Source organism: Paenibacillus polymyxa, from assembly GCF_018614975.1.
Taxonomy (GTDB): domain Bacteria; phylum Bacillota; class Bacilli; order Paenibacillales; family Paenibacillaceae; genus Paenibacillus; species Paenibacillus polymyxa_E.
The window spans coordinates 179,730-202,714 of the sequence record NZ_JAGGNR010000021.1 but is presented as its reverse complement, the minus strand read 5'-3'; the positions used below and the strand labels follow the sequence as shown (position 1 = coordinate 202,714).

Annotated in this window: 23 protein-coding genes; 21 read left to right on the top strand and 2 right to left on the bottom strand. The window is 44.7% G+C overall.

What is annotated here, in order from left to right; all coding sequences use genetic code 11:
* Positions 1 to 85: 85 nt before the first annotated feature.
* The gene (lexA, locus tag J7E78_RS19120; protein ID WP_017688034.1) at positions 86 to 712 is read right to left on the bottom strand and encodes a transcriptional repressor LexA; all 627 of its coding nucleotides are present in this window, start codon (positions 710 to 712) and stop codon (positions 86 to 88) included.
* A gap of 295 nt (positions 713 to 1,007) precedes the next feature.
* Between lexA and J7E78_RS19115 the strand changes: the two genes are divergently transcribed.
* From J7E78_RS19115 to J7E78_RS19080, 8 genes are all read left to right on the top strand, one after another.
* Positions 1,008 to 1,385 (top strand): LysM peptidoglycan-binding domain-containing protein, encoded by a 378-nt coding sequence (locus J7E78_RS19115; protein ID WP_091020706.1) that lies wholly within the window; start codon positions 1,008 to 1,010, stop codon positions 1,383 to 1,385.
* 95 nt (positions 1,386 to 1,480) lie between these two features.
* A complete protein-coding gene (locus J7E78_RS19110) occupies positions 1,481 to 1,690 on the top strand; it encodes a DUF896 domain-containing protein (protein ID WP_017688036.1) in 210 nt (69 codons plus the stop codon).
* A gap of 124 nt (positions 1,691 to 1,814) precedes the next feature.
* Positions 1,815 to 2,324, top strand: coding sequence for a hypothetical protein (locus tag J7E78_RS19105; RefSeq protein ID WP_215077755.1), 510 nt, complete (start codon positions 1,815 to 1,817; stop codon positions 2,322 to 2,324).
* Positions 2,325 to 2,352: 28 nt separating this feature from the next.
* On the top strand, positions 2,353 to 3,144 hold the full coding sequence (locus J7E78_RS19100) for an HAD family hydrolase (protein ID WP_215077754.1): 792 nt from the start codon (positions 2,353 to 2,355) through the stop codon (positions 3,142 to 3,144).
* A gap of 589 nt (positions 3,145 to 3,733) precedes the next feature.
* Positions 3,734 to 4,663 carry an ABC transporter permease gene (locus J7E78_RS19095; RefSeq protein ID WP_339177159.1) on the top strand — a complete coding sequence of 310 codons (930 nt, stop codon included), beginning with the start codon at positions 3,734 to 3,736 and terminating at the stop codon, positions 4,661 to 4,663.
* Between the two features lie 12 nt (positions 4,664 to 4,675).
* Positions 4,676 to 5,548 carry a carbohydrate ABC transporter permease gene (locus J7E78_RS19090; protein WP_036613592.1) on the top strand — a complete coding sequence of 291 codons (873 nt, stop codon included), beginning with the start codon at positions 4,676 to 4,678 and terminating at the stop codon, positions 5,546 to 5,548.
* A 35-nt stretch (positions 5,549 to 5,583) separates the two neighbouring features.
* The gene (locus J7E78_RS19085; RefSeq protein ID WP_215077753.1) at positions 5,584 to 7,218 is read left to right on the top strand and encodes an ABC transporter substrate-binding protein; all 1,635 of its coding nucleotides are present in this window, start codon (positions 5,584 to 5,586) and stop codon (positions 7,216 to 7,218) included.
* Positions 7,219 to 7,320: 102 nt separating this feature from the next.
* Positions 7,321 to 7,995, top strand: a complete 675-nt coding sequence (locus J7E78_RS19080) for a GntR family transcriptional regulator (protein WP_091020712.1) — start codon at positions 7,321 to 7,323, stop codon at positions 7,993 to 7,995.
* A gap of 96 nt (positions 7,996 to 8,091) precedes the next feature.
* On the opposite strand, the gene J7E78_RS19075 is transcribed toward J7E78_RS19080, so the two are convergent.
* Positions 8,092 to 8,637, bottom strand: a complete 546-nt coding sequence (locus J7E78_RS19075; RefSeq protein WP_215077752.1) for a cupin domain-containing protein — start codon at positions 8,635 to 8,637, stop codon at positions 8,092 to 8,094.
* Positions 8,638 to 8,816: 179 nt separating this feature from the next.
* Here J7E78_RS19075 and metH point away from each other — a divergent pair, with 179 nt between their 5' ends.
* From metH to J7E78_RS19010, 13 genes are all read left to right on the top strand, one after another.
* On the top strand, positions 8,817 to 12,257 hold the full coding sequence (gene metH / locus J7E78_RS19070; RefSeq protein WP_215077751.1) for a methionine synthase: 3,441 nt from the start codon (positions 8,817 to 8,819) through the stop codon (positions 12,255 to 12,257).
* A gap of 77 nt (positions 12,258 to 12,334) precedes the next feature.
* Entirely contained in the window at positions 12,335 to 13,273 is a 939-nt protein-coding gene (rnz, locus tag J7E78_RS19065) for a ribonuclease Z (RefSeq protein ID WP_215077750.1), read from the top strand.
* A gap of 356 nt (positions 13,274 to 13,629) precedes the next feature.
* On the top strand, positions 13,630 to 14,439 hold the full coding sequence (locus J7E78_RS19060; protein WP_215077749.1) for a TIGR01457 family HAD-type hydrolase: 810 nt from the start codon (positions 13,630 to 13,632) through the stop codon (positions 14,437 to 14,439).
* 6 nt (positions 14,440 to 14,445) lie between these two features.
* Positions 14,446 to 15,267 (top strand): Fpg/Nei family DNA glycosylase, encoded by an 822-nt coding sequence (locus tag J7E78_RS19055; protein ID WP_215077748.1) that lies wholly within the window; start codon positions 14,446 to 14,448, stop codon positions 15,265 to 15,267.
* Positions 15,257 to 16,105 carry a deoxyribonuclease IV gene (locus J7E78_RS19050; RefSeq protein WP_215077765.1) on the top strand — a complete coding sequence of 283 codons (849 nt, stop codon included), beginning with the start codon at positions 15,257 to 15,259 and terminating at the stop codon, positions 16,103 to 16,105. The genes J7E78_RS19055 and J7E78_RS19050 overlap by 11 nt, the downstream gene beginning before the upstream one ends.
* A 19-nt stretch (positions 16,106 to 16,124) precedes the next feature.
* Complete coding sequence (locus J7E78_RS19045; RefSeq protein WP_124115277.1) at positions 16,125 to 16,463, top strand: cyclic-phosphate processing receiver domain-containing protein; 339 nt, start codon at positions 16,125 to 16,127, stop codon at positions 16,461 to 16,463.
* Positions 16,463 to 16,780 (top strand): thioredoxin family protein, encoded by a 318-nt coding sequence (locus J7E78_RS19040; RefSeq protein WP_215077747.1) that lies wholly within the window; start codon positions 16,463 to 16,465, stop codon positions 16,778 to 16,780. Before J7E78_RS19045 ends, J7E78_RS19040 begins: the two co-directional genes overlap by 1 nt.
* 2 nt (positions 16,781 to 16,782) lie before the next feature.
* Positions 16,783 to 17,556, top strand: a complete 774-nt coding sequence (locus J7E78_RS19035; protein ID WP_215077764.1) for an ABC transporter ATP-binding protein — start codon at positions 16,783 to 16,785, stop codon at positions 17,554 to 17,556.
* A 6-nt stretch (positions 17,557 to 17,562) separates the two neighbouring features.
* The gene (locus J7E78_RS19030) at positions 17,563 to 18,612 is read left to right on the top strand and encodes an SAM-dependent methyltransferase (protein ID WP_215077746.1); all 1,050 of its coding nucleotides are present in this window, start codon (positions 17,563 to 17,565) and stop codon (positions 18,610 to 18,612) included.
* 227 nt (positions 18,613 to 18,839) lie between these two features.
* Positions 18,840 to 20,318, top strand: a complete 1,479-nt coding sequence (locus J7E78_RS19025; protein WP_215077745.1) for a serine/threonine protein kinase — start codon at positions 18,840 to 18,842, stop codon at positions 20,316 to 20,318.
* Between the two features lie 26 nt (positions 20,319 to 20,344).
* A complete protein-coding gene (locus tag J7E78_RS19020; RefSeq protein ID WP_215077744.1) occupies positions 20,345 to 21,364 on the top strand; it encodes an SAF domain-containing protein in 1,020 nt (339 codons plus the stop codon).
* A gap of 77 nt (positions 21,365 to 21,441) precedes the next feature.
* Positions 21,442 to 22,155, top strand: a complete 714-nt coding sequence (locus J7E78_RS19015; RefSeq protein WP_215077743.1) for a hypothetical protein — start codon at positions 21,442 to 21,444, stop codon at positions 22,153 to 22,155.
* Positions 22,152 to 22,982 (top strand): hypothetical protein, encoded by an 831-nt coding sequence (locus J7E78_RS19010; protein WP_215077742.1) that lies wholly within the window; start codon positions 22,152 to 22,154, stop codon positions 22,980 to 22,982. Before J7E78_RS19015 ends, J7E78_RS19010 begins: the two co-directional genes overlap by 4 nt.
* Positions 22,983 to 22,985 lie beyond the last annotated feature (3 nt).

Genomic DNA, 22,985 nt, shown 5'->3' with positions numbered 1-22,985 from the left:
ACTTTACAGGGAGCGGTTCACCTGTGTATCAGGGCAACCTCTTTTCGTATTTCATTGCATCTAGTGATGTTACTCAAGTTAAATATTAATGAATATCTCGGAAAAGGCCAATGACTTTACCCAGAATACTAACGTGTTTCAAACGTAAAGGTTCGAAGGTCGCATTCTCCGGTTGAAGGCGAATATGATCTTTCTCTTTATAGAACGTTTTCACTGTAGCTTCATCGTCTTCAGTCATTGCAACGACGATATCACCGTTATCAGCAGTTTGCTGTTGACGGACAATAACGTAATCTCCGTTAACGATTCCAGCTTCCACCATACTATCTCCGACTACCGAAAGCATAAACACTTTCTGTTCGCCAACATAATGTGTAGGAAGAGGGAAGTAGTCTTCAATGTTCTCGGTTGCAGTGATTGGAACCCCGGCTGTAACCTTACCAACGACAGGAATACGTGCAACGCTATGAGCAAATTGATGAGAATGCTCAGATTCTTCCTGGCTCAAAAGCTCAATGGCTCTTGGCTTGGTAGGGTCGCGTCGGATCAAACCTTTTTTCTCCAAACGATCCAAATGTCCATGTACTGTTGAGCTGGAAGCCAGTCCAACCGCTTCACCAATTTCCCGTACGGAAGGAGGATACCCCTTCAACCGGACTTCATTTCGTATAAACTCCAGAATAGCCTGCTGCCTGCTGGATATCTTCGACATACCGTATCAACCCCATTTTAGTAACGTTTGGGAAAATTATAACATAGAACCTCCGTTCGTACAAACATAAGTTCTAAATAAAATAGCATTAAATCAGTGTTTTTTAACTTATAGAACAGAAATTGTCCAAAGTCAGAGCATAATACTGCAAATGCTTTGCAAAAGGACTTGAACTAAGAAATTTCTCCTTCAAAAAAGAAGCGAACAATTGTTCTGAAAATCTATTGAACAAAACAAGTGTTCGTGTTATATTGATTTCAATAGATAGGAACAAACGTTTGGAGGCGGGTATTTAATGAGATATTCTACTTATCAAAGCATTTATGAACCAATGAATTCGGAACTGGTGAAGTCTAACATAGGGAACTACAAGAAGGTTTTAGCGCGTTTCAAGATTTCTTCATGGATGTTAAAGGTAGCCATTACCTCTTTGATTATATTTATTGGATGCAGCACTGTTTTAACTGTATTTGCTGGCAATGAGAATGATGTTCTGCCTGGAGGAAAGATAGCCGTTTCACAAGGGGAAACATTATGGAGTATTTCTTTGGAACATAAACCGACGAATATGGATACACGTATTTATATAGAAGCAATTAAGAAAGTGAATCAACTTCATACAACTTCCATCCAAGTGGGACAAGTACTAGCTTTACCGCAATTTGCAGAATAAAATGCACGTCAATGAGTGTTAGCGCGTGTCAGCTTGACAAGCAGCCTTTATCATGGCAAAGTTAATATGACTTTGTATTTTTGGAGGGGACAAGCTTGGATATAGATAGTCTGGTAGCACGCATTAACGAATTGGCTCGTAAGCAAAAGTCCACTGGATTGTCGGAGGAAGAACTTGCTGAACGTGCCGAGCTAAGAGAGATTTATTTGAGCAATATTCGCAGCAATTTCAGACAACAACTGGATACCATTGAGATTGTTGATGATGAGAATGACAAAGGCCACCAAGGCAAACTCAAACACTAACGAGACCTAATGATATCATTATGATATTAGGTTTCTTCCTTTTATTTTGAGTGTGCAATTTATAGGGGGAAATGTTGGTTTACAGTTATGTAAGCCGATACAAAGACACATAAGGGGGATTCTCATGTCGCGTTCGTTCGAGAGAACGGTTAAGAAAAATTCCAAGCAGTTAAATCAGCAACGCAAAAAAAGTGGTCAACCAATCACGGGTACACCAGGTGAAGAAGTCTTTAAGGGACGTAGCCTTTTGTTCCCTATATTTTTGATTGGTCTCGCCTTTTTGTATCTTTTTATGAGCACATTCCTTGTACAAGCTCCAATGACAACTTGGGACTGGGTGACCATGCTGCTTTACGTATTTTTGGCAGTTATCTTCATGCTTCGCCGTCCATACATCAAGATTAGCAGTAATCGGATTATAACGACGAAGGGTAATCGTGAACGTTCAATTGGGGTTGACGATATTGTCAAATTTAGAATTGAACCAGGTACAGTTGTTATCGAACATAACAGTCGCGGGAAAAGATGGGTGTTTACCAAGTTGTTGAACCGTTATGATACAGATGCGATTGCAGAACGTTTGCAAAAGTTTGCAAAAGCACACCAGATCACCGTGGAAACCGTCGAAAAGTAATTATTGCATAAAGGGGTAGATGATCGGAATGGCGTTAAAAGCGATTTTGTTCGACCTAGATGATACTTTATTATGGGATGAGCGTAGTGTTCGAGAAGCTTTTCATGAGACTTGTCTAATCGCAGCGCAAGAGACTGGGGTCAAACCAGAAGAACTTGAAGAAGCTGTTCGTAATGAGGCACGTGGGCTGTATGAATCATATGAAACCTTTCCTTTTACCAAAATGATTGGAATCAACCCGTTTGAAGGCCTTTGGGCTAACTTTACTGGTGGGGATCAACCCGAGTTCCGTCAATTGGAACAACTTGCTCCAGTTTACCGTAAAGAATCCTGGCGTCGTGGCTTGTTGAAGTTGGGTATAGATCGGGAAGATCTTGCTGAACAACTGGCCTCACAGTTTGGAGTAGAACGTAGATCCAGACCTCATGTATACGAAGAAACGATGGATACCTTGCGTCAGTTACAAGGAAAGTACAAACTGTTGTTGTTAACGAACGGTTGTCCTGCTTTGCAACAAGAGAAGTTGGATGGTGTACCTGAATTGACTCCGTTCTTTGATGAGATTATTATCTCGGGTAACTTCGGAAAAGGAAAACCAGATCCGTCGATATTTGAACATGCTTTGAGTAAACTGGGTGTTAAACCCGAAGAGAGCATGATGGTTGGAGACAAGTTAACGACTGATATTCGTGGTGCTTTATCATCTGGCATTCAATCCGTATGGATTAACCGTGATCATAAGACCAACAATGAAACGTATGCGCCAGACCATGAAATAACGCATTTATCGGAATTAAATCAGCTTATTGCTAATTTCTAAGCAGATCAGCTATAACATCTTTCCTCAGCACCCTGAAACATTGGAAGCTTCAATGAACGATGATATCGTTCTTGAAGTTACCAATGTTTTTTTATTTGAGCTTGTTGACTAAATTACCTTGTTAAAAGAGATCTCCATTTTTTTTACTAAAAGTTATTGAAATTAGGGGGAAGCTGGATTAGAATATAACTAACATACTAGTATGACTAGTATTTGGATTGTCCTAAAGCAATTTCTTTTTGACTTACTTCATTAAAATGGAAGCAGAGAGTTATTACTTATTATTTTCGATTGATTGTAAGCGCTTAATATTTTGAAAAAGCTTGTTTCGATTTGGAGACCACACCACTTAGTAAGTGCTAATGAATGATGTGAAGCACCTTGGAATGTGTGATTCTACATAATACATCAAATTGATATCGCTTACATTTAGCAATTATCTATTTCGTAGTGGGGGTGAAGTTAAAGGAGTTGTTGTCTTCTACAAGAGGAGAAACGATGGGAAATGTACATGAATTACTCTTACTTATCAAGTCCTGGATCGGAGTGAAAACACATGGAGTCGGAAACCGCTAAAACAACGTTAACCATGACATCTTTACGTAAAGAGAGCAGATTACGAACGGCAGCAACTTTGTTCCGCAAAGACTGGCAGCTGTATTCACTATTAATCCTTCCCATCATTTATCTCCTTATTTTCAAATATGGACCGATGATTGGTAATGTGATTGCGTTCAGACGTTTTGTTCCCGGGGGAAGTATATTTGGAGAAACGTGGGTTGGATTAAGGTACTTCAAAATGTTCATTGAGGACCCTACCTTCTGGAGAGTATTCGGTAATACGCTGATGTTAGGCGGACTTGCATTGCTCTTTACATTCCCGGTTCCAATCATTTTTGCCTTGATGCTTAACGAAGTGAAGAGTAAACGATTCAAAAAGTTTGTACAGACCGCGTCATATCTGCCTCATTTTCTGTCCATCGTTATCGTTGCGGGTATGATCCTGCAGCTGACAGCAGTGAATGGTTCCATTAATGGACTGGTAGCTTTCTTCACCGGAGACAATATTCCTTTTATGCAGCGGGCTGAATGGTTCAGAACCATCTATATCACTTCTGAGGTATGGCAGGGTATGGGTTGGGGAGCGATTCTGTATCTGGCTGCACTGACAACCATTGATGATTCTTTGTATGAAGCTGCGCGTATCGATGGTGCCAATCGGTGGAAGCAAACGATTCATGTAACGTTACCAGGGATTTTACCAACGATTGTGACGTTATTGATTTTGAACATGGGTAATTTCCTGGCTGTTGGATTTGAAAAAATCTTACTCTTGTACAATCCGCTTATCTACGAGACATCTGATGTGATCTCCACTTACCTGTATCGGGTGGGACTGGAATCCAGTAACTTCAGTTATGCTACCGCAATTGGCTTGTTCGAATCGCTGATCGGTCTGATTCTGGTGTTCTCCGTAAATGCCATCTCACGCAGACTGACACAAAGAAGCTTATGGTAAAGGAGGAGCATCATGCAGGAATCCAGATCTTACAAGGTATTTAAAGTATTCAATGTTATCTTTCTGCTGTTCGTGGTATTTATAACGCTCTATCCATTTTTAAATGTCGTGGCACAATCCTTCAGTAGTGAGTCCTATATTAATTCGGGTAAGGTTAGTTTGTTCCCAAGAGGATTCAATGTGGAGACATACAAGACCATCTCACGTGACAGCATGTTCTGGACTAATTATAAAAATACGATTATCTACACTGTAGTAGGTACGTTAATCTCGATGTTTATGACGACTATTTTCGCCTATGCCTTGTCCAAAAAGAGGTTGATGGGTCGCAAGTTTCTGACGATGTTCGCCGTATTCACCATGTTCTTCAGTGGTGGATTGATTCCAAACTATGTGTTGATTAATTCCCTTGGGTTCAACAACACCATGTGGGCACTTGTTGTACCTGGGGCAATTAGCATATACAACATGCTGATCATGAAGTCATTTTTTGAAAATATGCCTGAAGAACTGGAGGAAGCTGCCTCCATTGATGGGTTGAACACCTACGGGATCTTGTTACGCATTATTTTGCCGCTTAGTAAAGCAGTTATGGCAACCATGGTGCTGTTCTACGCAGTAGGTCATTGGAATTCCTGGTTCCCAGCCTTTCTGTATTTGGACAAAAAAGAACTGTTCCCGGTCACCATTTATTTGCGCAATATGATTGCAGGAGCGACAAGCGGGGCATCTGCCGGTGCAACCTCAGCTGATAACCTGACACAGATTGCTGCCAATATTAAGTCAGTAACGATGGTATTAACCATCTTGCCGATACTCACCATCTATCCATTTGTCCAAAGATACTTTGTAACCGGTATCATGTTAGGGTCTGTTAAACAGTAAGTTCAACCTAAACCAAACTCAGGGGGATAACCTAAATGAATCAAAAGCCACGTAACTTAATTGGTAAAATGGTGTTGGCAACAATGATGAGCGTTGTTCTGGCAGCATGTAGCAGCGGTACCGGAGCTGGAGGTGACGTCACAGAAGTTCAAACGAAGGCAGCTATGGAGACGTACAATGTAGGGGATACATTCAAGGCGACCGAGCCATTTAATCTCTCCATACTATATAGTGATCAACCTAGTTATCCATATAAAAAGGACTGGTTACTTTTTGATAAAATTACCGAACTGACGGGTGTTACGCTTGAGCCAACGATTGTACCCATGAGTGATTACGCCCAGAAGAGATCTCTGTTGATTAGCTCCGGTGATGCACCACTGGTTATTCCTAAAACGTACCCTGGTGAAGAGTCTGCATTTGTGTCCTCCGGTGCGATTTTGCCGATTAGCGATTATATTGATTTGATGCCCAACTTCAAGGATAAAGTGGAAAAATGGGGTCTGGAAGATGAACTTGAAGGACTTCGACAGGAAGATGGGAAGTACTATGTACTCCCGGGTTTGCATGAAGAAGTATGGCCAGATTACACACTACTCGTAAGAACGGATGTTTTTGAAGAAAATAACATCGCGATTCCGACCACATGGGACGAATTGTATGATGCAGCCAAAAAGCTGAAAGAGATCTACCCGGATTCCATTCCATTCTCGGATCGCTTCCAATTCAACAGTACGTTAAACATCGCTGCTACCGGCTTTGGCACCAAAGCTGGATGGGGTTTTGGTAACGGATTGACGTATAAGGAAGATCAGGATGAATTTGTGTACACGGCTACTACGCCGGAGTATAAGGAAATGCTAACGTACTTTAACAAGTTGGTATCCGAAGGATTGCTGGACAAAGAAAGTTTCACACAGGATGATGATCAGGCTGTACAAAAATTTGTATCCGGCAAATCATTCATGATTAATGGTAATTCCCAAACGGTGGTGCTGCACCGAAATGATATGAACAAAACGCTGGGAGAAGGTAAATACTCTGTTGCGAAGATAACAGTACCAGGTGGACCAAAGGGGCAATTAATGTCCGGCTCCAGACTTGAGAACGGTGTCATGATATCTGGGAAAATTCAAAAAAGCGAAAACTTCAAAGCTATTATGCAATTTGTGGATTGGTTATACTACAGTGATGAGGGTCAAGAGTTTGCCAAATGGGGCGTTGAAGGCGAAACATTTACCAAAGAGGACGGAAAACGTAAATTGGTAGAAGATGTGAACTACAATGGCTTGAATCCTAAAGGCACGAAGGATCTGCGTATTGACTTTGGTTTCTCTGGTGGAGTATTTGCTTACGGTGGTACCACAGATCTGCTGCAATCAATGTTTAGTGAAGAAGAGTTGAAATTCCAGCAAGACATGAAGGATACCAAGGAAGTGATCCCGGCAGAACCACCGATTCCTTACTCTTCAGAAGACCGTGAACGGGTGACGCTTCTGAGTACACCACTGAAAGACTATTCTGACCAGAATACACTTAAATTTATCTTGGGTGAGCGGGACTTGTCTGAATTCGATACGTTTGCCAAAGAGCTGGATAGTCAAGGATTATCTAATTATCTGAAGCTGGCAAATGACACGTACAAAGCCTACAAAGAAAATAAGCAATAACATAGTTGATGTTGGCCAAATTACCGTTTCACACCGATATTTAAGTGGAACGGTAATTTGTGCTAAGATGAATGAATACGGCTGAGAGAAAGAGGTCTAGGCATGTCACTTAATCAAAAAATTAGAGGCTCGACCCGGGCATATTCATATAACCTGTTAAAAGAACGAATTCTTCATCTGGAACTTAAGCCAGGTACCAAGATTTCAGAGAAAGAGATTGCAGATGAACTGCAGGTGAGCAGAACACCCGTTAGAGAAGCATTCATGAAGCTTGCTGAAGAAGAACTGCTGGACATTATTCCCCAGAGTGGAACGATCGTCTCTCATATTAATCTGGAGCATGTGGAAGAAGGCAGGTTTATGCGGGAGAAGATGGAGAAGGAGATCGTGACTTTAGCTTGTGTTTCGTTTCCTGAGGAGTTCCGATTCAGACTCGAAACCAACATTGCAATGCAGGAAGTATGTATAGGGAAAAACAATTTCTATCGACTGTTCGAACTGGATGAAGAGTTTCATCAGATTTTATTTCAGGGCACAGGGAAGCTGAGAACGTGGAAAATGTTGCAACAGCTGAATATCCCGTTTAATCGGTTGCGTTTATTACGTCTAGCCGAGGACTCCAACCTGGAGGTCATTATCTCCCAACACAAAGAGATTTATCGTCTTATCACAGAGCGTCAGACCGAGCAAGCTGTTCAGGTGATGGAAGCTCATCTTAGACTAGTTGTTATTGAACAGGAATCGATAAAGGCAAAATACCCGCATTATTTTATATAATTCACCGATGTTGGATACTACTCTCCATATGCATATGCGAAAACCCCTGTTCAATTGAACAGGGGTTTTGGTTAAGCAAGTTGTAACACGAGAGTGTTAGGCTTGTTTGATAAATGTGGGATCAGGGTATGGATCTGCAATCCAGCCATCTTTTTCGATGAACAGACGTACAGCAATAATTTGTTTGTTCTCCATTAATGTGAAGAAGTGCGGTGTATTCTCAGGCACAGAGATAACGTCTCCAGGAGACAGTTCTACATTAAAGTAGCCCACATCATCTGTAGCTTTGATAACAAAGATTCCTTTACCAGCGACAATTGCACGGATCTCATCTTCAGCGTGGGTGTGGATCTCTTCGAACTTGGCCAGCTTTTCTTCGATATCTGGTGTTTGTTCGGACAGCGTGATGACATCCCAGATCTGGTATCCGCGACGTGCAGCCAAATCTCTGATTTCATAATCGTAAGTTTCCAAAACCTCGGTTTTCTGTTCATCCGTTAATCCAAAGTTATTTTGCAGATCAGTGTTCAGTTTGGAAGCATCCCACTTCTCATATAATACGTCGTATTTGTTCAAGAAATTTCGAACATTTTCGTCACCAGTGATGCGTTCGTTCGTATTTCGGATAACAATTTCAGCCATGTTCTTTCCCTCTTTTCCACTTGGTTTAATTGAATTATATCGGATTGCTCTGTTTTTGTCGATTCTCAAATTCCGTTTATATTCGTGCAAACACGCCATCTTTCGGGACCAAACCCGATCTTTCACATTAAGTAAGTTTCTGTTAAACTAATATTTAACGTTTTGCGGGGGTGAAGATATTGGATAAGATTAGTCTACACGATGCATTAAAACAACGAATATTAATCCTCGACGGTGCAATGGGGACCATGATTCAACAAGTTGATCTGACTGGCGAAGATTTTGGCGGCGAAGATCTGGATGGATGTAATGAAATGTTAGTGCTTACTCGTCCAGAACTGATCCAGCGCATTCATGAAGAATATCTGGAGGCGGGCGCCGATTTAATTGAAACCAATACATTTGGTGCCACATCCGTTGTGCTTGCTGAGTACGATATTCAGGATCGGGCACGCGAGATCAACCTGGAAGCAGCCAGAATTGCGAAAGCTGCAGTTGATCGTTTCTCTACACCTGAATCTCCACGTTATGTGGTAGGTGCGATGGGACCAACAACCAAAACACTGTCTGTAACTGGGGGAGTAACGTTCCAGGAACTTATCGACAGTTATTTGGAGCAAGCGCTTGCTTTAATAGAGGGAGGCGTTGATGCGCTACTACTCGAAACCTCACAGGATACCCTCAATGTAAAAGCAGGCAGCATTGGAATTCAGCAGGCTTTCGAACAGAGTGGCGTTACACTGCCCCTGATGATATCAGGAACGATAGAACCGATGGGGACGACCCTTGCGGGTCAGAACATCGAATCCTTTTATATATCCTTAGAACACCTTAACCCAATTTCGGTAGGACTAAACTGTGCTACGGGTCCGGAGTTCATGCGTGATCACATTCGCTCGCTTTCTGGAATGGCATCTGTTGCCGTTAGTTGTTACCCGAACGCGGGTCTTCCGGATGAGAATGGTAATTACCATGAGTCACCAGACTCGCTTGCTCAGAAGATTGGTGCTTTTGCCGAACAGGGCTGGTTGAATATTGCTGGTGGATGTTGCGGGACAACCCCTGCACATATTCGGGCGATGCGCGACACACTTGCCCAGTACCCCCCAAGAGAAATGAACGGAACACATCCACCGGCATTGTCTGGTATAGAACCGATCTACATCGAACAGGACAATCGCCCATACATGGTTGGTGAGCGTACGAATGTGCTGGGATCACGGAAATTCAAACGACTCATTGTAGAAGGGAAATATGAAGAAGCTTCAGAAATTGCTCGTGCTCAAGTGAAAAATGGAGCGCACATTGTCGACGTGTGTGTACAAGACCCGGACCGTGAAGAGTCTGAAGACATGGTGAAGTTCCTTGAACTGGTTGTTAAAAAAGTTAAGGTTCCTCTCATGATTGATACGACAGATGCTTCAGTAATTGATCTGGCCCTCCAATACTCGCAAGGTAAAGCGATAATTAACTCCATTAACCTTGAGGATGGCGAAGAGAAATTTGAGCTGATTACGCCTTTGCTTCATAAATATGGTGGTGCGGTTGTTGTCGGAACGATTGACGAACGGGGTCAGGCGATTAGTCGGGAAGACAAGCTTGACGTAGCCAAGCGCTCTTACGATTTGCTGGTGAACAAATATGGACTTAAACCAGAAGACCTGATTTTTGATACGTTGGTGTTCCCGGTTGGTACCGGAGATGAACAGTACATCGGTTCAGCCAAAGAAACCATTGAAGGGATAAGAGTTATCAAGGAAGCAATGCCTGCATGTCATACGATACTTGGGATCAGTAACATTTCATTCGGACTGCCTGAAGCAGGTCGTGAGGTGCTGAACTCTGTGTTCTTGTATGAATGTACGAAAGCAGGTCTCGACTATGCCATTGTGAACACAGAGAAACTGGAGCGTTATGCGTCCATTCCTGAAGAAGAACGCAGGCTCTCGGAAGAGCTTTTATATAACACAAATGATGACACACTGGCGGCGTTCGTAGCGGCGTTCCGTAACAAGAAGGTTGAGAAGAAGGAAAAAATCTCGAACCTTTCATTAGAAGAGCGTCTCGCTTCATATGTTGTGGAAGGAAGCAAAGAAGGATTGCTGCCGGATCTCGAACAGGCACTTGCCAAATACACAGCACTTCAAGTGATTAACGGTCCACTTATGCGGGGGATGGAGGAAGTAGGTCGTCTCTTTAACAACAATGAGTTGATTGTAGCTGAGGTGTTGCAGAGTGCGGAGGTTATGAAAGCTTCTGTAGCATATCTGGAGCAATTCATGGAGAAGAACGAGACTTCGGTTAAAGGCAAGATCATTCTCGCCACGGTCAAGGGCGATGTGCATGACATCGGGAAGAACCTGGTTGAGATCATCCTGTCCAATAACGGTTACCGGATCATTAATTTGGGTATAAAAGTACCACCAGAACGTATCATTGAGGCATACCGAGAAGAAAAAGTCGATGCGATCGGCCTCTCGGGTCTATTGGTAAAATCAGCGCAGCAGATGATTCTTACCGCTCAGGATTTGCGAACAGCAGGTATTGATGTGCCTATTATGGTTGGCGGCGCGGCGCTAACTCGTAAATTCACCAAAAACCGTATCCGTCCTGAATATAACGGAATGGTTGTATACGCCAAAGACGCGATGGATGGTCTGGATCTGGCAAACAAATTGATGAATCCCGTTTCACGTGAAGCGATGCAACTGGAGATGGAAGCTGAGAAAGAAGCTGATGCTTCAGGAGCTGTAGCTGTTCAGGCGCTTCCAGAGCTAACGCGAGTGGAACGTTCGGATATTGCTGTAGATAATCCGGTTCTTGTCCCGCCTGATCTGGAGCGGCATACGATGCGTAACTATCCGTTATCACATATCCTGCCCTACGTGAACATGCAGATGTTGCTTGGACACCATCTGGGGTTGCGCGGTTCAGTTGAGCAATTGCTTGCCTCAGGTGATAAGAAGGCTACCGACCTGAAAGCAGTTGTGGATGATATTATGCAAGAGGCTGTTCGTGACGGGATAATTCAGGCGCATGCCATGTATCGTTTCTTCCCGGCTCAATCCAGTGGTAACAGTATCATTATCTATGATCCAAAGGACACCAGCAATATTTTGCATACCTTTACGTTCCCGCGTCAAAAAGTCGAGCCATTCCTGTGCTTGTCCGACTTCCTGAAACCTGTTGAATCCGGTCAAATGGATTACGTTGGCTTTATGGTTGTTACTGCCGGACACGGTGTGCGTGAACTATCCACGGCGTGGAAAGATCAAGGGGATTATCTTCGCTCGCATGCTCTTCAATCCGTAGCGCTCGAAGTAGCAGAGGGATTAGCTGAGCGTGTGCATCATATGATGAGAGATATATGGGGATTCCCGGATTCTGCCCAGATGACCATGAAGCAACGTCACGGTGCACGCTATCAAGGGATCAGGGTATCTTTTGGATATCCGGCTTGTCCGGATCTGGAAGACCAAGGGCCGTTGTTCAAGTTGCTACAGCCCGAGGATATCGGTGTGGAATTGACGGAAGGTTTCATGATGGAACCTGAAGCTTCCGTATCAGCGATGGTATTCAGCCATCCGCAAGCTAAGTATTTTAATGTAGAGAAGGCATAAATTCAGTAGAGTGTCAGGCAAAGCCCTCCGCATTGTCGGAGGTTTTTTGCTGGCAACAGAAAGAGGTGCGATCCAGAATGGAACTATATTTCCTGGGAACTAATGCTGGTGTACCTACGCTTCAACGGAATGTAACTTCCATTGGGCTACGCATGTTGGATGAGCGCAGAGCTTTGTGGTTGTTTGACTGCGGGGAAGGAACGCAGCACCAGATTTTAAGTTCGCCGCTTAAACTAAGCAAATTGGAGAAAATATTCATTACTCACCTGCATGGGGATCATGTATTTGGACTTCCAGGACTGCTTTCGAGCAGAGCCTATCAAGGTGGCACCACACCATTAACGGTATATGGTCCACCAGGCACGGAACGAATGATCAGTACAACAATGGAGCTTAGCCAATCCCGGGTGAACTATGATTTGAATATCGTGGAGCATACGGGCGGGGTCCTGTTCGAGGATGACAGTTTTATCGTGGAAGCTGCTTTGCTTGAGCATCGGATTGACAGTTATGGATACCGGATCACGGAAAAAGATCGTCCAGGAAGCCTGGACCCAGCCAAACTGGCGGAATACGGTTTGAAACCAGGGCCATTGTTCGGTCAGCTGAAACGTGGAGAAACCATTACGCTGGATAACGGTGATTCGCTTCGTCCAGAAGATGTATTGGGAGCGCCAAAACGTGGTATGGTGATCACCATATTGGGTGATACACGTCCATGTGACAACGTACAGCCACTTTCGATCAATGCAGATGTACTTGTGCATGAAGCTACATTCATGCATGATCTGGCCGATACAGCGCATGAGTACTATCATAGTACTTCTAAACAAGCGGCAGAAGCGGCTAGATCAGCCAATGTAGGGCAATTGATTATGACTCACTTCAGTTCACGCTATAAAGATGAGGATCAACTTCAGCCACTTTTGGAAGAGGCGCAGTCCGTATTCCCGAATACCAGACTTGCAAACGAACACCAGCTTATTCCTGTCGTGCATCGCAAGCAAGAATCTTAATCCTGATTGCGAACCAGTGCACGGCTAAACACGTCATATAAAGATCCGGGTAATTGTACGGGACTGAGGGAGAGGAACTCCCGCGGTCCCTTTTGCAATCTGGTCAGAAAGCGTGTAGGATGGGCAATATGAAGAGGGAAATGATTCAAATTATTTTCCGGGAAAGCGCAGGAAATGACAAGCTTGTACAGAAGACGCGCGAGTTAAACCGTCGGTGTTCGATCCGGTTCGACTTGTTGTGTGCATATGTCAGCAATCCATTATTTTTTGCCTGAATACATAGGTTCGCGATCAAGTTCGAGGAAAATGATTAAGGACATGAAACGTTAATGGAATAAAGAAAGGAAGTGCTGTGTGTGATTAAGGCCTATCTGATTGACTTGGATGGTACGCTCTATCATGGCAGACATCGTATCGAAGGAGCCGATCAGCTTATTCGAACACTGCAGGAGCTAGGAAAGCCGTATTTATTCGTAACCAATAATTCTTCCCGTACACCACAAGGTGTGGCAGATCACCTGAACGGGATGGGCATACCTGCCGACGCGTCTCAAGTATGTACTTCTGCTGTGGCGGCTGCTGAATATGTTGCTGAAGAGTCCCCGGGTGCAAAAGTGGCATGTATTGGAGAAGCAGGACTGCTGGAAGCCATAGAAGAAGCAGGACTACAGCTGACGGAAGATGCACCAGATTACGTGATACAGGGGATTGATCGGGAATTTTCCTATCATAAACTGACCAAGGCGCTAAGGTGGATTAATGCGGGATCAAAATTCATCATGACCAACCCGGATCTGCAGCTTCCTTCCGATGATGGACTGACACCTGGGGCTGGGACTATTGGAGCAGCAATTGAAGCAGCGACCGGAGTTCATCCTACAGTTATAGGCAAGCCATCGAGTGTTATAATGAAGTCAGCCATTAGCCGGCTAAACCTGGCGTCTCATGAAGTGGCAGTGATCGGAGATAATATGCGAACCGATATTGCAGCGGGAGTGGCAGCAGGGTGTGAGACGCTGTTGGTACTTACCGGTGTGACAACACGGGATAATATGGATGGACACATTCAAGCAGCCAAGGCTCGACCTGATCATGTGTTTGAAGATTTGCATAAATTGATGAAGTGGCTGTCGCAAGAGGCAGACCAAGCTTCCAAAAAGGGGTAATGTACGATGCCGGAACTGCCGGAAATGGAAAATTACCGGACCTTGCTGTCCGAGAAAATACTTGATCTACCGATTACAGGTGTTGTAATTAACCGCAATAAAACGATAAATACGGAGCCTGATCTGTTCATCAATGAACTTACAGGTAATCGCATCATATTTGTTGAGCGCCGAGCGAAGCATTTGATTTTCCACTTGGCTAATGGCAAACGTCTGGTGCTGCACCTCATGCTCGGCGGTATGATTTTCTGGGGCACGGAAGAAGAACGTCCTGATCGTTCCACGCAAGTGGAAATCCAGTTTGGCGATCACATTTTATTCTTCATTGGACTGCGCTTGGGTTATTTACATCTGCTTACTTCGAAAGAAACCGAAGAGGCGATGTCTGATCTTGGACCTGAACCTTTGGATCGACGGATGAACGTGGAACGTTTTGCTTCCCTGTTGAAAGGTCGCCGGGGTACGCTCAAGACAACGTTGGTAAACCAACATATTATTGCGGGGATCGGCAATTGTTATTCAGATGAGATTGCTTTTGCTGCCGGTCTGAGACCAAGCTCCAAAACGCAGAACATCGCGACTTCACCTGAGCTGACGGAGCGCTTGTTCCATTCGATGCAGTCCGTGTTGCGTGAAGCAGCTTCTGAGGGCGGTTATATGGAAATGCCGCTGATGCAAGGGGATACGAAGACAGGAAGTTTTGACGAGCAATGTCGCGTATACGATCGGGAAGGCAAGACTTGTCCGCGCTGCGGGGGAACGATTGAACGAGTGGAAATTACGGGCAAGAAGGCTTTCTTCTGTCCGAAATGCCAGCATGAGGCCTAACAGCGGAATCGGGGCACATGTCAGCACAAGGGGTGGATTTCTTCAGGCAGCCAAGAGAGCACATGCGATGAGGGCAACGGCGTTTCAGTATTTTCTGAAGAACCCGCGTAGTCTTGGTCTGAAAAATCTGGATCTCAAGGATGCTGAGCAGTGCAGGGATTGGTGTGAACAGCATGGACTGGCTTCGATTGGCCATTCACCTTATCCTACGAATCCGGCGTTGGGCATGACCCGTGGAGAGGCGGGGTTTCATGCTACAATAGCTTCTATTCGCAATGATCTTGAAATTGCGAATGCTTGCGGTTCTGTTGGGACGGTGGTCCACTTTGGACATATCAAAACAAACGATCCGCTGGAGGGTTATCAGAACCTCATTCATTGTCTGGATACCGCCTTGGAGAATTGGAATGGTCATTCGAAGGTACTGCTTGAGAATCAGGCAGGTGATCATGGCCCGATGGGCACGACAATGGAAGAAATGATACAGATTCGCAAATTAAGCCGATATCCGGAGCATATTGCTTTTTGTTTTGACACATGCCATGCATTTGCTTCAGGTTTGTGGTCATCAGGCAACGAAGCGGCGATGCTTGATAAGGGCAGGATGCTCGGATACTGGGATAATGTTGCTGCTGTACATTTTAATGATTCCAAATATGCGTCTGGTTCGTGTAAGGATAGACATGCGAGGATCGGACAGGGATATATCGGAAATAAATCAATGAAAGCATTGTTAAAGGCGTCTGAGTTCCAAAAAGCAGTTGTTGTGCTCGAGACAGAAACGGGCGAAGATGGAACGCACCGTGATGATATAGCGCTCATGCGTTCCTGGTTATAATGGGGAGAGGAGCGATTGTATGCATGTTTTTTTGGATGACTATCGGGCATGTCCGAAAGGATTTGTTCTGGCAACGAATGCAGAAGAGTGCCTGATGCTGCTAAGAGAAGGTGACGTAGACATTTTGTCTCTGGATTATGAGCTTGGTCCGGATTCGCCGAGTGGCGGTGAGGTTGCGGCATCCATCGTACGAGAAGGTTTATTTCCACGTGAAATCTATTTGCATACGTCCAGTATGTTTGGAAAACGCCAGATGTACGAGATGTTATATAGCAATAAACCCGATTCGGTAACCATTCATAATGGTCCAATGACCGGTGAAGTCATGCTGCGTGTTGCTGCGGGAGAAGAAAGTTAATGAAGCCAATTACATCCAAAATGTTAATGCGCGGCGTATGGGAAGGCATGCCACAGGCTGTGTTTATATATACCCCTTTATGTGGGACATGTGCGGCAGCACGGCGTATGTTGGAAGTAGTAGAGCATATGCTGCCAGAAGGTATTTTATCCGAAATGAACATCCATGACATTCCTGAACTTGTACAAAAATTTCAAATTTCAAGTGTACCCGCCGTGATGCTGTTTGACGGCCAGCAAGACGTTCCAAAAATGGTTTATCGGATGAGCTCTGTGGAGCATTTACTCTCGGAGATCCGGAAGGCGGTGCTGAAATGAGTATTATCTCAATGGAACATGTCTCACTTAGACGAGAAAAGAATCAGATTCTGGATAACGTGCATCTGCGCATTGAACAAAACGAACATTGGGTTATTCTGGGTCGGAATGGTTCTGGAAAAACAACGTTGCTGGAAATGATGAACGGATATATGTTTCCAAGCCAGGGACGCATTGAAGTACTTGGTAATCTGTATGGACAATGTGACGTAAGGGAAGTACGTAAGGAAATCGGTTATATCAGCCAAACGTTGATTGAGAAACTCACACCAAGAGATCCGGTATGGGAGGTCGTCGCTACAGGAGCTTATGCTTTTTTGCGTTTTTATCAGACCATTCCAGATGAAGTAAAAGCAAAGGCAATGAGTTTGTTAGATGACATGGGCTTTGCCAACCTCGCCAACAACCCACTTGGAACGTTATCCCAAGGGGAGCGCAAAAAAGTCATGCTTGCTCGTTCATTAATGGCTGAGCCAAAATTGCTGATTATGGACGAGCCTTGTGCCGGACTAGACCTATATGAACGCGAAAAAATGCTGGCTGAGATTGATCGTCTGCGCCAACGTAACATTACAGTTGTGTATGTAACACATCATGTTGAAGAGATCGTACCTTTATTTACGCATGTGGCCTTGATCCGCGATGGACGTATTGCTGCGGCTGGCCCCAAACATGAAGTTTTGACACAAGATACAATTAAGCATACGTACGATGTTCCGGTCGATATCCAGTGGGATAATGGTCGTCCATGGATACGCGTACGTTCTGGAGGGTAACACAATTTGAGTACACAATCGTCTTGGGAAGAAGGCAACTTCTCCCGTTTTATCTGCACAGCCAATCATGGCTTTGCCCCTTATGCACAGGAAGAGTTGCGCCGTACGTTTGGTGCGGTGAAGAGCACGGTACTCGTACCAGGAGAAATATTACTTGCGGGTCTGCCTGTAGCGGAGGAAGAAGTTGCAGATAAGCTGCGGGCAGAGTATCCAACGTTTTTACGTCATATTCAACCTGTTCAGTTTCAGGAGAATACAGAAGATTCAGAGCAGTCTATTGAGAAATTGATTGCATTTGTGTTGAATCATAAGGAATTGAACGGTGCCTCTGTCGTGCTACAGGTACGGAAGACAGAAGGGGCCTTTTGGCAAGAAAATGCAGCCTCATTGAAGCAACTGCTAACTGAAAAGCTGGATGAGTTAGGCTGTGAATGGGTTGTACGTGATGCTGAATATGTCATTTCTGTATTTGCAACGAATGATATGTTGTATGCTGGCATATCCAGACCTGAACAGAACCTGTCAGACTGGAGCGGGGGAGCCGTACGTTTTCAAAAAGAAGACGGACAGATCTCGCGGGCAAAGTTCAAATTGCTTGAAGCCGAGCAAACGTTTGGCATCGACTTTACTTCATTCCATAAAGCACTCGATATCGGCGCTGCACCAGGTGGATGGACCTCGTTCCTGCTTGAACGCGGGCTTGAAGTAACGGCGGTAGATCCGGCGAAGATGGATGCAACGCTGCTGGCATCACCCAAACTGACTTTTTTGAAAAAGAATGCAGGGGATGTTCGTTTCCGCGAAGGAGAATTCGATCTGCTCGTATGTGATATGAGTTGGAGTCCGAAGCTGATGAGCCGACTTGTGTCGGATCTTCTATATAGCCTTCAGCCTGGGGGAACAGCGATTGTTACCGTGAAGTTATTGCATAAAAAACCGCTCGCACTTATCAAGGATGTTATCGATACGTTTGAGCGTTCGCGGATGCAGATTCAACGTTCCAAGCAGTTGTTCCATAACCGGGAAGAGATTACACTTTATATGGTCAAATATTAAGAGATCTAGCCTTGATTAAAGCAGTTAAAGGTATTATGAAATTGATTCGATTAAGCTCATTAAATTTTGTGCTTTACAATCTATTCCTGCCTGTACTATAATGATACCAATATTAACCATAACAAACCTGAGGGAAAGCATCCCGAAGTGAACGAAACCGGATATCCGGTCTGTTCTTCTTCGGTGAAGCTTTCCCTTTTTTGTTGTGTATTGAAGGAGGAATTGGTATGAGACATCCGGCCAGGCTGGAACGCGGAAGCCTGCTGGGAGGTAGATATCGTATCGTATCCATTCTGGGAACAGGCGGAATGAGCCATGTATACGAGGCGGAGGATTTGAAGTTGCCGGGTAAGATATGGGCAATTAAAGAAAGTGTAACGGTTATGCCATATGAAGGCAGCATGGAGACGGAGGCCGCTCTCCTGACATCACTTCGCCATCCAAGATTGCCACAAATTGTTGATTTTTTTGTTCCGGATGAAGATGGGTACACGTACTTGGTGATGGAATACATCGAAGGGTTAACGCTCAGTGAGTATTTCAAGCAGTACCGCGGGAAGATCCCGATGGAGCAGTTAACGGAGCTGGTGCTTCAATTACTGGATGTGTTGAGTTATCTGCATAATCTGAATCCACCTGTCATCTATAGGGATCTGAAACCATCAAATATCATGATCACCCCGGAACATGAAGTAAGATTAATTGATTTTGGCATCGCCAGAAGTTACAAACCGCAAAGTGCCGAAGATACCGTTAAGTTGGGAACAGCTGGTTTCGCCGCTCCAGAACAATATGGCTCGGGTCAGACCGATGCGCGTTCAGATCTATATGGACTCGGAGCATTGCTGCTGTATCTTATGACAAGCGGGGCCTACACGGAATGGATTCAGGGTGTGGAAAGCTCTATCCGGAGTGATGTTCCACGGACGTACATCCCTGTGGCAAGAAGACTGTTGAGATATAATGCCGAGGAGCGATTCCAATCTGCCGATGAGGTGCGGAAGGAACTGCTCCGAATACCCGGTGGAATAACGCCCGGTGGAGATGCAACCATGACCTTGAATGGCGGAACAAGAGTTATTGCCTTGACTGGTGCTTCATCTGGTGTAGGGGTTACCCACACTGCTATAGCTATCAGTCATTATCTCGAAAGACAAAACTTCAAAGTAGCTGTGATTGAAATGTCACCTCGTTCTCAATCCTTTGCAAGAATCCAACAAATCGCTCAAGCGGGTAAACCGGTGCCAACAGGCAGACAGTTTGCAGTGGATGGTGTGCATTATTGGAAACAATCCGGGCGAGCGGATATTTTGTCTTTGCTTGGGGGGAGTTATCAATTCATCGTGATGGATCTCGGTAGTGGTCAGGACCAGAACCGGCTGGAAGAATTCCTGCGTGCAGATCTGCCTATTGTGATAGGCTCAGGTGCCGAATGGAGACAGGCGGAGATTGGCGCTTTTGTTCGATCACATCATCGGTATCCACAAGAGAAATGGATATATTGTCTGCCCCTCGCAGCAAGTGAAGCAGTTCAGCGCATTCGTAAAGCTCTGGATACATCGAGTGTATATAGTCTGCCGTTACAGATTGATCCGTTTGACAAGGACACACAGATGGATAAAGTGTTTTCACATATTTTAATGCATATGATGGCACAACAACCCAAGAAACGGTCGTTCTTTTCACGAAGGAAAGTACATGATTAGAAGAGATTACGAAAGGAGAGCCTCTTTTGTCTAAATTAAGAAAACAAAGCCGTCAACTGATCTATGCCGGACTTATCGGAGCAGGAGCTGTAGGGTTGGTGTTCGGAGGATATGTTATTTACAATGTCAAAACGATGGGGGATGTCAGGTCAGCCGTAGAAGCCCGATATTTATCGGCATATGAGGAAAAGGAAGCTGAATTAAAGCAACAATGGGATTTGGGGGCACAAGGCTGGGTTACCATTCGGGATATTGAAGCAGGTGAACCGATATTACCGGAGGATCTGAAGCTCATTGCTGTTCCGGATGCACAAGCACCGCGAAATCTCTGGTCCAGTACCAAGCAGATGGAAGGCCAAGTGGCCAAAATAGAGTTAAAAAAAGGAACAGCCATTACCACTGAGATGGTATATGAGGATACACCGGCTCCGCCTGATTTAAGAAATCGAGAGCTGCAAGTTGTATTACTGCCGTCCTCACTCGTTAAGGGAGATATTATTGATGTTCGTATCCAATTCCCCACTGGACAGGACTATGTTCTTTTATCGAAGAAAAAAGTGGAACGACTCAATGCAGCTACCTTATGGATTACGATGACAGAGGAAGAGATTCTGTCACTCTCAAGTGCAATTGTAGATGCCTATTTACATAAAGCTTCCATCTATGCCTTAACCTATGTAGAACCACAGTTTCAGACACCTGCAATCGCAACGTATCCTGCCAATTCAGAAGTGTTAAAACTGCTGGAGAGTGATCCGAATATTGTACGACGAGCCGAACAGGAGTTATCCAGACAGGTGAGAAGTTCGCTTGAAAGTTCACTGGCCGCTTCCGTGACAGCACCGTCAAAAGGGGTTGAACAGGATGTGGCACAATCCTCAGTTACATATAACAGTCGTCCATCAGCCAATAATCCGGCAACGTCGGATGGCGTGATGTGGAATGATGGTTCAAGAAACGGATCAGGGGCTAATTCTGGAAACGTATATGATCCTGCTGAAGCTTCACAAACAGAACAACAGAGCTTGCTAACGGGCGGAGAATAGAGCGAAATCCTAGGTTTACTTTAGAATAATTCAGATAACAGCAAGTTTGAGAAAAAAAGAAGGGAGCTGTAACATCTATGCATACATGGATCTTTGCAGGTTTATGTGAGAAGAATGATCTGATGTTGTATCTTTGCAAGATACTGGCTTCAACAGGCAACAGAGTCTTGCTCGTAGATGGAACCTTACAACAGAAGTATGGGTACGGCGTGGGTGACAGTCAGCAGTCTTTGCGAATTACGGAATTTGAGGGATTTGATATCGCTTGTCATTTTGTCACTTCAGCAGCTGTAGAGAATCATCTTGAAGTAAATGGAGAGCGATTGGACAGTTATGATTATGTGTTATATGACATGGAGACCTCACATTTTGCTTCACGTAATCTCTGGCTAACCGCTGATGTAAGAGTCTGGGTGAGTGATTATGAGCGTTACAATCTGGAACGTGGCAAGGGCTGGTTGAAGCGGTTGCTTGAAGAACAGTCATTACCTGGTGAGCTGTCATTTCAGAGGCTCTTCATTAACGGGGTTGACTGCAAGCTTGAAGCTCGTTATCTGTGGACGTATCTGGAGGGCGGTCCGTTTGTGTGGACAGGAGAATCCTTAGTGCTTCCGTGGGACGAGTTAACAGCAGCGGTTAAGCTTGAGAATGAGCATCATCGCCGCGTTCATCTGGGTCCTCTATCACGAAATTACAAAAAATCGTTGTGTCGCGTGGTCGAGCAGTTAACAGGTTGGGAAAATGTTCGTAGTCGCCGTGCGATGAAAGAAGCAGAGAGGATGAGAGCATGAGCACCATTACCTTTTGGAGCCCTTTTGCAGGAACAGGCTGCACTTCAAGCACATTAATTAGTGCTTATGCGATGGCACTTCACTACAGGACAAGAGTGTTACTTGTTAATGCAGGCCTTGCCGGAACTGGCACAGAAGCCGCTCTACCATCCAAAGATACGGATTCAGCGGACTTTATGTTCTCCTTCGAAGAGGGTGGCTGGGATGCGGTTGAACGGCTGCATTCGAGCGGAAGTCTGAATAAACACAATCTCAGGGATTATACCAAGCCACTTTTGAAGGAAAGACTTGATTTCCTAACCGGAAGAATTGATGAGATGGAACGTTCCTCGCAGGAACATGATGAGACTGTGAAAAAGCTGCTGAAAGTAGCTAACGAGTATTATGATCTGGTTCTTCTGGATGCGGATCAATCCGGTGTGGATTCGCAGCTCATGCTGCAACAGGCGGACTATGTTGTAATAAACCTTGATCAAAATATGCGAAATTTGGAGTTGTTCTTCGAAGAGATCCTGCCAGAACGAATGAACAATCGGAATAAACATGTTGTAATTAACAAATACGATCCGCATTCACGTGCGACCATTTCCAATATTCGACGCCGCTTCAAATACAAGGGGACGATATCTGCTATACCGTATACAACCGGATATCTGGATGCAATGAATCGGCGAGATGTTGCAAAGTACTTGCAGTTGGAGAGTTTGAGTGAAAATAAGGATACTCGCAAAGGGAGCCTTGCTGCAAGCATGAGTGAACTCGCTCGCCTGATTATGGACGGCGCAGGTATGCGCACGGTTCTGAAGAGGCTGGAAAGGGGAGCCTGAACC

What these genes read in the sequence shown, in the direction of transcription:
- J7E78_RS19015 (WP_215077743.1), top strand. Translation starts at nt 21,442, where the DNA reads ATGCATACATGGATCTTTGCAGGTTTATGTGAGAAGAATGATCTGATG.
- J7E78_RS19010 (WP_215077742.1), top strand. Translation starts at nt 22,152, where the DNA reads ATGAGCACCATTACCTTTTGGAGCCCTTTTGCAGGAACAGGCTGCACT.
- J7E78_RS19050 (WP_215077765.1), top strand. Translation starts at nt 15,257, where the DNA reads ATGAGGCCTAACAGCGGAATCGGGGCACATGTCAGCACAAGGGGTGGA.
- J7E78_RS19105 (WP_215077755.1), top strand. Translation starts at nt 1,815, where the DNA reads ATGTCGCGTTCGTTCGAGAGAACGGTTAAGAAAAATTCCAAGCAGTTA.
- J7E78_RS19080 (WP_091020712.1), top strand. Translation starts at nt 7,321, where the DNA reads ATGTCACTTAATCAAAAAATTAGAGGCTCGACCCGGGCATATTCATAT.
- J7E78_RS19115 (WP_091020706.1), top strand. Translation starts at nt 1,008, where the DNA reads ATGAGATATTCTACTTATCAAAGCATTTATGAACCAATGAATTCGGAA.
- rnz (WP_215077750.1), top strand. Translation starts at nt 12,335, where the DNA reads ATGGAACTATATTTCCTGGGAACTAATGCTGGTGTACCTACGCTTCAA.
- J7E78_RS19025 (WP_215077745.1), top strand. Translation starts at nt 18,840, where the DNA reads ATGAGACATCCGGCCAGGCTGGAACGCGGAAGCCTGCTGGGAGGTAGA.
- lexA (WP_017688034.1), bottom strand. Translation starts at nt 712, where the DNA reads ATGTCGAAGATATCCAGCAGGCAGCAGGCTATTCTGGAGTTTATACGA.
- J7E78_RS19045 (WP_124115277.1), top strand. Translation starts at nt 16,125, where the DNA reads ATGCATGTTTTTTTGGATGACTATCGGGCATGTCCGAAAGGATTTGTT.
- J7E78_RS19090 (WP_036613592.1), top strand. Translation starts at nt 4,676, where the DNA reads ATGCAGGAATCCAGATCTTACAAGGTATTTAAAGTATTCAATGTTATC.
- J7E78_RS19055 (WP_215077748.1), top strand. Translation starts at nt 14,446, where the DNA reads ATGCCGGAACTGCCGGAAATGGAAAATTACCGGACCTTGCTGTCCGAG.
- J7E78_RS19040 (WP_215077747.1), top strand. Translation starts at nt 16,463, where the DNA reads ATGAAGCCAATTACATCCAAAATGTTAATGCGCGGCGTATGGGAAGGC.
- J7E78_RS19085 (WP_215077753.1), top strand. Translation starts at nt 5,584, where the DNA reads ATGAATCAAAAGCCACGTAACTTAATTGGTAAAATGGTGTTGGCAACA.
- J7E78_RS19100 (WP_215077754.1), top strand. Translation starts at nt 2,353, where the DNA reads ATGGCGTTAAAAGCGATTTTGTTCGACCTAGATGATACTTTATTATGG.
- J7E78_RS19075 (WP_215077752.1), bottom strand. Translation starts at nt 8,637, where the DNA reads ATGGCTGAAATTGTTATCCGAAATACGAACGAACGCATCACTGGTGAC.
- J7E78_RS19095 (WP_339177159.1), top strand. Translation starts at nt 3,734, where the DNA reads ATGACATCTTTACGTAAAGAGAGCAGATTACGAACGGCAGCAACTTTG.